The following is an 11,273-nucleotide window of genomic DNA, read 5'->3' as shown; positions in this document are numbered from 1 at the left end:
CTACAATAATCCCCACTCTGCCATCGTTATCCTCCAAACTATCTGCCCTTGTCCTATCTACGTTATACGCTGTTGCTCCTTGCTACCTTTATTGCTTCCATCAACCTCCGGGCACAAAACATGATTGCCAATGCAGGTTTCACGGACGTAAACATCTGTACAGAATACAGCTATCCCTGTGCACCCGCAGCCTGGGAATCGGTAGCACCCAACACCAGTAAACTGATGTATACCGCAGATAAAGGCAACCGCTATATTACCCTTACCCTTTACAGCAGCATTGATCCTGACTTCCGCACCTACAGCCAAACCCAGCTGCTTTGCCCCTTACAGAAAGGACAACAGTACCGGCTGAAAATATACCTGTTGATGGACGAAGATCGCCCTTATCCGTTCCCCGCGGTACTGTTTGATACTGCCGCCGTATATCGCTGGACGCCTCGCCCCCTCCAGGTAGCACCCACTTTCTACTTCTCCCGCACCACCGACAAACACCAGGAAAACAAATGGACAGTACTGGAAAAAACGTTTACGGCCGCTGCTGCTGCTAACCACCTGGTGATTGGGAACTTTGATACGTCTACCGCCAATTATCCCGATAAGGCCGATTACTACCTGAGCATCGACAGTATATCACTCACACCTCTCTCCGGCCAGCTCTGCGCCAGTGCGCCTGCAACCAAAAAAGTACTTTATGCACAACACGACCGTCACCACTATATTTCTCCTAATAACGATATGGGACTTCAACCGGTAGCCCCTACGTTACAAACCGTTTTCTTCAGCAAAGGCACCTGTGATACCCTGCTGTTGAAAAACGATTTCTTTGTGCCTGGTACCCGGTATATTAATTCTGCCTACAGCTCACAATTGGAAAAAATATTACAGTTGCAGGGAGACAATGTCCGCAACAAAATAAAACTGACCGGCTATGTGTTCCGGCATACCAACGAAAAATATAATGAAATCCTGGGCCAGGACCGCGCAAAAGCGGTAGCTTCCTACCTGGTATATCAAAAGGGATACAGTTTTGATGACTTTGTCATTGCCGGTATAGGAAAATGCGCTCCCGGTGGCGATTCTACAGAAAGAGTGGAATTTATCAGTTGTCAGCCTGCCGGCGAAGTCACAGTACCGGTTACACACGCCGATACCCTGTTGATTCCCGACCTCCTGTTCGAAGTCAACAGCCACCAGCTGAACCACCAGATGCTGGGGGCATTGGATAGCCTCATTGCCCGCATTCCTGCAGGGGAGCATATATCCGTTACCGTAACCGGGCATACGGACAATACCGGTACACCGGTGTACAACCAGGAACTATCCATGCGCAGGGCATTTACCGTATCAGACTATATTCGTGAAAAAGACCCTGCCATTCATATCACGGAGGTGACGGGCATGGGGGAATCTGTTCCTGTGGCGGACAATAACACCGTAGCTGGCAGAAGAAAAAACAGGCGGGTAGAAATTGTGATTTATCACCTTTCGCAATAACGATTTGGTTAGTCGCGGTGAAAGAAAGGCAGCCCTAGAAACAGGTCCATGGCAATTTTCCAGGTACTTACATCGTGCCGCCCGTTCTTTACCTCCACGTAAAATACCTCCTCATTACGTCTATATCCTTTTAACACCAGCTCCTTTATTAAGTCGAGGGTATCATCAATGCTGTCAATGATGCCATTCTGGTTGCGGTCGGCCGTTTCATCATCGGTACCGCATTCAAAGAAAAACTGTTGCCCTGTATGATAGGTCCCCTGGCGGACTAACTGGTGCATAATACGGTCCTTATCGTCCTGGTAATCGCCGCCCAGAGGCTTGCTCCGCCACCAGAGCGACCCGGAAAATACGCCAGCCAGCTGGAAAAGATCCGGATAGCGCCACACAATATCCAGGGCAGATAGGCCTCCCAGGGAGAAGCCGGCAAAAGCACGCTGCCGGATCTCCGTATCCGGATACTGTTGTTGCAAATAGGGCAACATCTCCCGGAGTATAAAACGGGTGTAATTTTCCGCCAGCGCCCCCTGACCCAGGTAATCCAATACACCTGCAGTACCATATTCAGCTCGACGTTGCTCACTGGCATAAATACCTACGATCAATACAGATGCGGGCAAATCCGGCGGTAACAATGCTTCCAGCTCTTGTCCATCATTTACCAGCAGCAATATGGAAGGCGCAGGCCCCTCCCACCAGGCCTCTAGTCTCACCTGTCGTTGCAGGTATACGGAGGGAATATCATGTCGACTTGTCTGCATGCCAACAATTTACCAATAAACCAATAATCTTCTTTAAATTTAACTAAACGCTTTCCTGTGACTGAAAACTATTTGAAATGGCATTCGCCCAACCTGGGAAAAGACTTTGAGATGCTGGTATTCGGTGACAGCGGATATCCCCTGCTGCTATTCCCTACCTCCATGGGACGCTACTATGAGAGTAAAGATTTTGGCCTGATCGACGCCATCAGCTGGTTTATTGAAGAAGGCAGAATAAAAGTTTATTGCCCTGATAGCATCGATGCCTTCAGCTGGTATAATAAAGATATTACACCGGAAGAAAGAGCGTATAATCATTCCTGTTATGACCAATTGCTGATGCAGGAAGTACTTCCCAGGATAGAAGCCGAAACCGGCTATCAGCGCATTGTTTCAGCGGGCTGTAGCTTTGGTGGATACCATGCTGCCAACTTTGCCTTCCGGCACCCGGATAAAGTATCGTACCTCTTTAGCCTGAGCGGTGTATTTGATATCAAACCAAGAGTAGATGGCTATTACAATGATACCGTGTACTATAACAATCCCGCCGACTTCATGCCAGATAATGAACATGCAGACCTATGGAGAATGGGTATTGTGCTCGGCGTAGCGGACCGGGATGTGACCCGGCCACAAAACGAACAGTTGTCAGGCATACTTGCCCATAAAAAAATTGCCCACTGGCTGGACATACGCCCCCAAACGACCCATGACTGGGCTGTATGGCGGGAAATGTTACCGCACTATATCTCACTTATCAAGTAGCAGGATATGAAAAAAATTGGTATTCTCTTCGGACAGGAAAACACTTTTCCCCAGGCATTTGTAGACCGGGTGAACCGTATCAATCCCCCCGGCATCTTCGCCGAGTTTGTAACCATCGACAAAGTGATGCAGGGCGCCGATTCCGGCTACGCCGTTATCATAGATCGCATTTCCCAGGATGTGCCATTTTATCGGGCTTATCTTAAAAACGCTGCCATGGCAGGAACTGCCGTCATCAACAATCCCTTCTGGTGGAGCGCTGATGATAAGTTCTTCAATAATGCACTGGCCGAAAAAGTAGGCGTCCCCGTACCCCGTACGGTACTCCTACCCTCCAATAAACACCCGGAAGATACCAACGACAAATCATTCCGTAACCTCATTTACCCGTTCGACTGGAATACGATTTTCGATTACGTGGGTTTCCCCGCTTACATGAAACCCTATGCGGGCGGCGGCTGGAAACATGTGTACCGCCTCGAGGATAAAGAGGACTTCTTCCGCCAACACAGTGAAACCGGGCAACTGGTGATGATGCTGCAGGAAGAAATTGATTTCAGTCAATATTTTCGCTGTTTCTGCATAGGTGGAACAGAAGTGCGGATTATGCCGTATAATCCCCGGCACCCACACCATTTGCGCTATGACGCCAACTATACGTCCTCTCCCGCCCTGCTGGAACAAATTACCCAACACGTACAAACGCTGAATCAATACCTGGGCTACGACTTCAATACCGTGGAAATAGCCGTACGCAGCGGCGTTCCTTATGCGATCGACTTCTGCAACCCTGCACCCGATGCCGATTTACACTCTATCGGCGCAGAGCATTTTGAGTGGATAGTGGAAACCAGTGCCCGTTATGCCATTGAAAGAGCTATTGCACAGAAGCCGGGAAAGGATAATCTGACCTGGGGCAGGTTTGTGCAACGCAGTCCGGCAAGAAGTAAAGCTGCAAGCGAAAAAAAGAAAACGGCTGCTCCTAAAGCGAAGAAAGAAGCGGCCCCCACGGAACGAAAAGCAACAGCGAAAAAAAGCCCTGTTAAAAAACAGCCAAAAGAAAAATGATTCCATTTTACTACGCTACATTTGTAAACAACAATTCGCTTTTTTGAAAGTAATATTATCCATATCCGGGCAGCACTGCAAAAAACCGACAACTATATAAAAACATTAACCGATGCTGTAAGCCGGTAACAGCTCACAGCTAAAAATACACTACATGTTTAAGGCCTTCACGCTCGGCATCGAAGAGGAATACATGGTAATTGACCCTACTACCCGCGAGCTCAGATCACACGAACAAAAGATAGTAGAACAGGCACACAAGGTGATCAGCGACCAGGTAAAGGCCGAGTTTCACCAGGCTGTGGTGGAAGTAGGTACCCGCATCTGTGCCGATATCCATGAGGCCAGGGCTGATGTAGCCCTGCTACGCCGCACTATTGCACAAATAGCCGGCGACCTGGGCTTTCACATTGGCGCTTCTGGTACGCATCCCTTCAGTAAATGGGAAAAACAGCTTATCACCGACCATCCCCGGTATTTCGAAATCGTAAACGAAATGCAGGACGCTGCCCGTTCTAACCTCATCTTTGGGCTGCATGTGCATGTGGGCATGGAAAACCGGGAAATGGCTATTCATATAGCCAACTCCGTTAGGTACTTTCTCCCGCACATATTTGCACTCAGTACCAATTCCCCTTTCTGGGAAGGCAGAAATACCGGTTTCAAATCCTTCCGTACCAAGGTTTTCGACAAATTTCCCCGTACCGGCATACCCGATTATTTCGCCAGCATAGAGGAATACGACAACTATATCAAACTACTGGTTAAAACCAATTGTATCGACAATGCCAAAAAAGTGTGGTGGGATTTAAGAGTCCACCCTTTCTTTAATACGGTAGAGTTCCGGATCTGCGATGTACCGCTTACCCTGGACGATACTATTATGATAGCCGGCCTGTTCCAGGCAGTGTGCGCAAAAATTTACAAGCTGCGCATGCAAAATCTCAACTTCATTATCTATAACCGCGCCCTGATCAACGAAAACAAATGGAGGGCCTCCCGTTATGGTATCGACGGCAACCTGATCGACTTCGGTAAAGAGATAGAAGTAAACACCCGGTCCCTGATCTTTGAGTTGCTCGACTTCATAGACGATGTAGTAGACGATCTTGGCAGCCGCGACGTGATTGCAGCTACCACCAGGCTCATGGAAACTGGTACCGGCGCCGACAAACAACTGCAGGTGTTTGCCGATACCAACGACCTCGTAGCAGTGACCGATTTCATTCATGACCAGTTTCTGCGGGGCTGTTAGTCCATATTTCGTAATTTTGCAGTATGCATCCAACTAAAAAAAGCTGGAAGGTGGCTGTGCTGGATATGTACGAAGGTGTTCCTAACGAAGGAATGCGCTGTATCCGTGAAATATTGACGAAATATGCCAGCATGCATGCGCTGGACCTTCAATTTGATGAATTTGAAGTAAGGCAGCAGATACAAGTTCCCGACACCAGCTATGATATCTATATTTCTACCGGCGGACCCGGTAGCCCCGTTGCCAGTGAAGGAAGCGACTGGGAAAACGCCTATTTTTCCCTGGTAGAAGATTTATTGGAATGGAACCGTACAGAGAAAGTTAAAAAGCCGGCGTTTTTTATTTGTCACTCTTACCAGATCATGTGCCGGTACTACCAGTTGGGCAATGTTTGTAAGCGTAAATCACCTGCTTTCGGCGTTTTCCCCGTACATAAATCCGCAGCTGGTATGCAGGAAAAAGTGTTCAGCGCCCTCCCTGACCCTTTTTATATTGTAGATAGCCGCGACTGGCAGGTAATAGAGCTGAACTACGCAAATCTGCAAGCCATGGGCGGGCATGTACTGGCGCTGGAAAAAGAAAGACCGCATGTGCCTTTGGAACGCGCCACCATGGCCATCCGCTTCAATGAGCATTTCATTGGTACACAGTTCCACCCCGAAGCCGATGCTGCAGGTATGCACATGTACCTTCAGCAGAACGAAAAGAAAAAACAGGTGATAGATCACCACGGCATGGAAAAATACAACAGCATGATCAGCCAGCTAACAGACCCGGATAAGATTATGCTTACTCACGACCGGTTCATTACCGCTTTCCTCGACTACGCCATTTATGGCCAACTCTCAGAAAGACTCGCAGCCATCGAACGATTGGTACAGGTGGCCGCCCATACAGATAATGAACACTCGTTCTTTTAATGAAAACATCATGATTCCAGACGTCAGAACATCCTATAATCAACAATTTACCCCTGAACAATACCAGGCTTTCCTGGATGGTATTGCGACCGATGCCGGCGTAGCCCCGTCTTTCCGGATTGCAGAAACCCCTGTTTTTGTTCCAGCCGCACTAGGTAGTAAACTGGTGCAGGCCTGCGAAGAAATCGTGGAAGTATTGCTCCGGCCCGACTTCAAAACAATTACCCAGGATGCCATTCCCCCTGCACTGAAGGTGCCGCGCGAAAATGAACATCCTCACTTTATCGTAATTGATTTTGCAGTTTGTAAAACAGCCTCCGGCGAACTGGTACCGCAGCTGATAGAACTTCAGGGATTCCCTACCATGCTGGCTTTCCAGGAGGTAATGGCCCGGCAGTTTAAAACGCATTTCGATATTCCTGACCACCTCAATAATTTCTTTAACGGGCTAGATGAAGCAGCCTACTATGAGTTGCTCAGGGATATGATTGTAGGGCCTTACGCACCGGAAGAAGTGATCCTGCTGGAAGTAAAACCAGAAGAGCAAAAAACAAAAATCGATTTCTACAGCACGGAAAAGAGCCTGGGCATTCCAACCGTGTGTTTAACAGAACTTATACAAGACGGGAAGAAATTGTATTACCTGCGCAATGGCGCTAAAACACCGGTGCAGCGTATCTATAACCGTATCATCTTCGATGATCTGCAAAAGCAATCTGCTTCCCTGGGCGAGCATGTAAATCTTTTCCAGGATCTCGACGTAGAGTGGATTACGCATCCCAACTGGTTTTATCGCATCAGCAAATACATCATGCCTTTTATTCATAGCGAATATGTACCAAAAAGCTGGTTCCTGCATGAGTTGCCTGTGATTCCGGCCGACCTGGAAAACTACGTATTAAAGCCCCTGTTCTCTTTTGCGGGACAAGGCGTATTGATAGATGTTACCCAGGAAGATATTGACCGTATACAGGATCCCGAAAACTGGATCCTGCAACATAAAGTGAAGTATGCACCTGCTATTGAAACGCCCACCGGGCCTGCTATCTGCGAAATACGCATGATCTATATCTGGCAGGATGGCGCTGCCCGTCCTATGTTGGTACACAACCTGGCCCGCATCAGCAAAGGCAAAATGATTGGCGTAGGATTCAATAGTAAAGATACCTGGGTGGGAGGAAGCTGCTGCTTTTTTGAACAACCTGCATAAGCGCATAAAATAAAACAGAGAGCTTTCGGCTCTCTGTTTTACCTTACAACCCAAATTCTTCAATCAGCGGGCCGGTTACATATTCACTTCTTTTGCCCAGCCCCACGGCAAATTCTTCATTTTCGCCGTTTTTTACAATCAGAAAAGGTTGCCCGAATTTTTGTTTTCCGGAGAAAATAACCGCAATGTCTGTACAGCAAAATTCGTCAGACTGACGCAGATTCAAGTCCTTGTTATCTGCCAGGATATTGGTGGTTTTTATATTTTCTTTCAGGAGATGTAGCTGTTTTCCTACATACTTCCTTTTCATCCACTCATAATTGCCATTGATAATCACCGGGGTACCCGCCAGGTTGTCGGCGGATACCTGGTACAGCAACAACTTGCGGTCTTCATCACGCAACGTGAATACCAGTGTAACTTCGCCCGACTCCGCACTTTTCCGGTCGTAATCCACAATTTTGAATGTTTTATTCTCTATTGCCTTATACGGCGTATAAAGATGCCCACCTCTAAGTACGCTTTTATAAGGCACTTCTATGGCCGCTTTTACCTTAATGTTCTCCAGTAGTGAGTCTTCCTTGTTCTTCACCCCGCGTTTCGGATTCAGTTTAAGAAAGGTGATCTCCTGGCCTACCAGGGTGAGTTGGGCAATATCTGGTGTAAGATGCTGGAAAGCGATACTACTGTCGTAAGGCACTAAAGTTGGCTTCTTCTCCGTGTCCCTGTATTTGATCTGGGCAGAAGCGCTACCCGCCACCACCAGCCCCATACACAGGGATAAATGTTTCAATTTCATATAACTTAAAATGTACGCAAATATATAATGTCTGAAAATGGTTTTACACAGGTGGTCTTTTACCACGCTCTACCAAAGATAACGGTGAGTTGACAAATACATTGCGTAGCCGGTGGGTAACTTAGTAATAATAATTATTATTTTTATGTATATATGTCAACTAAATACACTATCCTATGTTTAGCAACCTGGCCATAGATGTGGCCCTCGGCCTTATTTTCATTTACCTGCTTTATAGCTTGCTGGCTTCTGTAGTACAGGAATTCATTGCAAGAATGCTGAATGCCCGGGCACGCGGGCTTACCAAAGGATTACGGCGGCTATTGGAAGGAGATCCCCGGCGCCGGGACCATCGCTGGTTTCGCCGGTTTACGTTTTTCAACTGGTTTTATGAATTAGGCTGGAGCATCATCTATTTCTTTGCGCCTTTCAAAGGCAGTCCTTTCCTGGAAAAATTTTACGACAGTCCCTCAATCCGCCACCTGGGGGAAAATACCGCTGCTTCGCGGCCTGCATATATCAGTCCTTCTATTTTTTCACAGGCCATCATTCATTTACTGCGCAGCAGTTATAAAGCGCAACCACCCACTACCGCTGCCAGTCCCGGCGATCCGGAAATGATCTATACCGCGCTGCGGGACAATTACCTGCACTTAGCGCCGGATACCCTGGAACACCTGCAACAACTTTTTGATGATGCGGCACATGATATAAAAGCTTTCCGAGTGGAACTGGAAGGCTGGTTCAATGAAACCATGACCCGCGCCAGTGGCTGGTACCGCAAGCAAACACAAACCTGGTTGTTGTGCCTCGGTATGGTGATTGCCGCTGTTTTTAATGTCGATTCCATTGCCATTGCACGTATCCTGATGAAAGATAAAAATGTAAGGACGCAGCTGGTGCAGCTGGCCGCCAGCCGGGTCCCGGCTTATACCGCTGTTACCGATACCCTGATCAGTAAGCACCTGGTACATAAAGACAGCTCCTTTTACCGCGCAGATACCTCCTTGCGTGTATTCGTAAATGATACCTCACTGATAGGCATATACGCCACGCTCCGCAACGATGCCGGCGATGCCAGGAATGTGCTGGGCATTAGCCGGGGCTGTGTAGCCGATAGTAGTAACGGGCAGGTAACCATCCGCTGTGGCTTTACCCACCCTCTCCAGCAAAATAAGCGACTGGTATGGGCCGGATGGGCGCTCACCGCACTGGCGCTTTCTTTAGGCGCCCCGTTCTGGTTTGATTTGCTGGGGAAAATTGTTAAATTTAGTAAGGAGCAACGCACTCAAGGTGCTCCTTAACAACGCATATGAAACGTACCAATTATTCCTCCGGAGCCCTTTGGGAAGGGAAAGTAGGTTACTCCCGGGCTGTAAGGATCGGCAATGTGATAGAAGTATCCGGCACGGTTGCTTCCGACAATGATAAGGTAGTAGCAGAAGGAGACGCCTATGAGCAGACCAGGTTTGCCCTGGCTAAAATAGAAGCAGCGCTGATCAACGCCGGTGCCACGCTGCATGATGTAGTACGTACCCGCATGTTTGTGACGGATATATCACGATGGGAAGAGTATGGCCGGGCACACGGAGAGTTCTTTAAAAGTATTAAACCAGCTACCACAATGGTGGAAGTAAGCAAACTGATAGATCCGCGATACCTTGTGGAAGTGGAAGCTACCGCCATTGTAGAGCAGAAAGCATAGGAGCATAAAGCAAAAAGCTATTGAAGCGAATGATTTAAGCGGATATTTACTCACGCTGATCATTCGCTTCAATAGCTTTTTGCTTTATGCGCTTATGCTTATTTATACAGTTCTGTCCATTTCAGCATACCGCCCACCAGGTTTTTGGTGTTGGTAAAGCCCATAGAATCCAGCAGCATACAGGCTTGTCCGCTACGGTTGCCGCTGCGGCAATACACGATAATTTCTTTATCCTTCCAGTCTTCAATTTCATCTACCTGCATTTGCTGTACAAAGCCCAGCGGAATGTGTACACCACCAATATTGAATTCTGCGCGTTCGTGCGGTTCTCTTACATCTAAAATATATAGCTCTTCCCCGTTGTCGATACGTTGTTTCAGTTCTTCTGCTGTTATATTTTGCATAGTTGTATAGTTATAAAGTATTTAAAATCAGGTTCAAATTACACTATTTCTTTTATTCCTGTTTAGCAGGCTGGGTAGCCGTGCTGTCGGTTACCGGTTTGTTGGCAGATAACCAGAAATCAACGCTTTCACCGGCTCTCACCATGTTAAAGTCACCGATTTCATTTTTGCGGGCCGGCACCTGTTTAATAATATAGGCGTTGGCGGTATCTGTTACATTTGGATCGATGATCACCGTGCCTGGGTTCAGGTTGCTGGCGCTCAGCATTTCCCGGGCTTCGGCGTAGGTAAGTCCCACGAAGTTAGGCACCGGGTTTTCTACACTTCCGGTACCACTACTGAGGATCAGCGTAATATTGCTACCTTCTGCAACCAGGGTGCCTGGCTTTATTTTCTTGCCTCCAAACAGCTGTTGTAATACGGTATTGGTGGCAAAGTCTGGTTTATAGATGGTATCTCCTACGTTGAGGCGCAGGCTTTTCAGCATCATTTCGGCGCTGCGGAAGGTAAGCCCTTCCAGGTCCGGCATTTTCACCATAGGGGCTACGGTCTTGTTCACCGTCAGGTAGATGGTTCTGCCCACCTTTACCTGTGCTCCTTTATCGGGAGTTTGCGCATATACTGCCAGTGGGGGAATGGAATCAATATAAATGGAATCTCTCACATCAGCTTCAAAACCGGCATTTTCCAGCAGGCTGATAGCTTCCTTTACATTTTTTCCGCGCACATCCGGTACTGTCAGCTGCTGTCCATGCTTGGTGATCACGCCCAGCAAAGAAAAGAACAGCAGGGCCAGTGCAAAGAACATGGCGATAACAGCGAGCAGGTTGATCCCAAATGAGCGTTTGGTAATAAAGTCGAACACGATAATGATATATTAAGTGTGATA

At 47.7% G+C, this 11,273-nt stretch carries 12 protein-coding genes; 8 read left to right on the top strand and 4 right to left on the bottom strand.

Annotation, left to right across the window (positions count from 1 at the left end):
- Positions 1-48 precede the first annotated feature (48 nt).
- On the top strand, positions 49-1,497 hold the full coding sequence (locus FHW36_RS11820; protein ID WP_145668056.1) for an OmpA family protein: 1,449 nt from the start codon (positions 49-51) through the stop codon (positions 1,495-1,497).
- A gap of 8 nt (positions 1,498-1,505) precedes the next feature.
- Here the strand turns inward: FHW36_RS11820 and FHW36_RS11815 are convergent, their stop codons facing one another.
- On the bottom strand, positions 1,506-2,258 hold the full coding sequence (locus tag FHW36_RS11815; protein ID WP_145668053.1) for an alpha/beta hydrolase: 753 nt from the start codon (positions 2,256-2,258) through the stop codon (positions 1,506-1,508).
- Between the two features lie 57 nt (positions 2,259-2,315).
- Between FHW36_RS11815 and FHW36_RS11810 the strand changes: the two genes are divergently transcribed.
- The 5 genes from FHW36_RS11810 to FHW36_RS11790 all read left to right on the top strand — a co-directional run bounded on the left by FHW36_RS11810 (position 2,316) and on the right by FHW36_RS11790 (position 7,476).
- Positions 2,316-3,023 (top strand): esterase family protein, encoded by a 708-nt coding sequence (locus FHW36_RS11810; protein WP_145668051.1) that lies wholly within the window; start codon positions 2,316-2,318, stop codon positions 3,021-3,023.
- 6 nt (positions 3,024-3,029) lie between these two features.
- Complete coding sequence (locus tag FHW36_RS11805; RefSeq protein WP_145668048.1) at positions 3,030-4,091, top strand: ATP-grasp domain-containing protein; 1,062 nt, start codon at positions 3,030-3,032, stop codon at positions 4,089-4,091.
- A gap of 154 nt (positions 4,092-4,245) precedes the next feature.
- Positions 4,246-5,346, top strand: coding sequence for a carboxylate-amine ligase (locus tag FHW36_RS11800; RefSeq protein WP_145668046.1), 1,101 nt, complete (start codon positions 4,246-4,248; stop codon positions 5,344-5,346).
- Positions 5,347-5,369: 23 nt separating this feature from the next.
- Positions 5,370-6,266: a type 1 glutamine amidotransferase gene (locus FHW36_RS11795; protein ID WP_145668042.1), complete on the top strand. Its 897-nt coding sequence runs from the start codon at positions 5,370-5,372 to the stop codon at positions 6,264-6,266.
- Between the two features lie 10 nt (positions 6,267-6,276).
- Entirely contained in the window at positions 6,277-7,476 is a 1,200-nt protein-coding gene (locus FHW36_RS11790; RefSeq protein WP_145668040.1) for a hypothetical protein, read from the top strand.
- Positions 7,477-7,519: 43 nt separating this feature from the next.
- Here the strand turns inward: FHW36_RS11790 and FHW36_RS11785 are convergent, their stop codons facing one another.
- The gene (locus FHW36_RS11785; protein WP_145668036.1) at positions 7,520-8,275 is read right to left on the bottom strand and encodes a hypothetical protein; all 756 of its coding nucleotides are present in this window, start codon (positions 8,273-8,275) and stop codon (positions 7,520-7,522) included.
- 176 nt (positions 8,276-8,451) lie between these two features.
- Here FHW36_RS11785 and FHW36_RS11780 point away from each other — a divergent pair, with 176 nt between their 5' ends.
- Positions 8,452-9,579, top strand: coding sequence for a hypothetical protein (locus tag FHW36_RS11780; protein ID WP_145668033.1), 1,128 nt, complete (start codon positions 8,452-8,454; stop codon positions 9,577-9,579).
- An 8-nt stretch (positions 9,580-9,587) separates the two neighbouring features.
- Positions 9,588-9,980 (top strand): RidA family protein, encoded by a 393-nt coding sequence (locus FHW36_RS11775; protein WP_145668031.1) that lies wholly within the window; start codon positions 9,588-9,590, stop codon positions 9,978-9,980.
- 98 nt (positions 9,981-10,078) lie between these two features.
- On the opposite strand, the gene FHW36_RS11770 is transcribed toward FHW36_RS11775, so the two are convergent.
- Both FHW36_RS11770 and FHW36_RS11765 read right to left on the bottom strand, forming a co-directional pair.
- Positions 10,079-10,384, bottom strand: a complete 306-nt coding sequence (locus FHW36_RS11770) for a rhodanese-like domain-containing protein (protein ID WP_145668028.1) — start codon at positions 10,382-10,384, stop codon at positions 10,079-10,081.
- Between the two features lie 52 nt (positions 10,385-10,436).
- The gene (locus FHW36_RS11765; RefSeq protein WP_145668020.1) at positions 10,437-11,249 is read right to left on the bottom strand and encodes a PASTA domain-containing protein; all 813 of its coding nucleotides are present in this window, start codon (positions 11,247-11,249) and stop codon (positions 10,437-10,439) included.
- Positions 11,250-11,273: the final 24 nt, after the last annotated feature.

It is taken from the genome of Chitinophaga polysaccharea (assembly GCF_007829335.1).
Classification (GTDB): domain Bacteria; phylum Bacteroidota; class Bacteroidia; order Chitinophagales; family Chitinophagaceae; genus Chitinophaga; species Chitinophaga polysaccharea_B.
Note: the sequence above shows the minus strand (reverse complement) of the source record. Positions and strands in the feature narration are given on the sequence as shown.

Excerpts from the sequence above, each read along its gene's own strand:
- FHW36_RS11815 (WP_145668053.1), bottom strand. The coding sequence starts at position 2,258 with ATGCAGACAAGTCGACATGATATTCCCTCCGTATACCTGCAACGACAG.
- FHW36_RS11800 (WP_145668046.1), top strand. The coding sequence starts at position 4,246 with ATGTTTAAGGCCTTCACGCTCGGCATCGAAGAGGAATACATGGTAATT.
- FHW36_RS11770 (WP_145668028.1), bottom strand. The coding sequence starts at position 10,384 with ATGCAAAATATAACAGCAGAAGAACTGAAACAACGTATCGACAACGGG.
- FHW36_RS11780 (WP_145668033.1), top strand. The coding sequence starts at position 8,452 with ATGTTTAGCAACCTGGCCATAGATGTGGCCCTCGGCCTTATTTTCATT.
- FHW36_RS11795 (WP_145668042.1), top strand. The coding sequence starts at position 5,370 with ATGCATCCAACTAAAAAAAGCTGGAAGGTGGCTGTGCTGGATATGTAC.
- FHW36_RS11785 (WP_145668036.1), bottom strand. The coding sequence starts at position 8,275 with ATGAAATTGAAACATTTATCCCTGTGTATGGGGCTGGTGGTGGCGGGT.
- FHW36_RS11805 (WP_145668048.1), top strand. The coding sequence starts at position 3,030 with ATGAAAAAAATTGGTATTCTCTTCGGACAGGAAAACACTTTTCCCCAG.
- FHW36_RS11790 (WP_145668040.1), top strand. The coding sequence starts at position 6,277 with ATGATTCCAGACGTCAGAACATCCTATAATCAACAATTTACCCCTGAA.
- FHW36_RS11775 (WP_145668031.1), top strand. The coding sequence starts at position 9,588 with ATGAAACGTACCAATTATTCCTCCGGAGCCCTTTGGGAAGGGAAAGTA.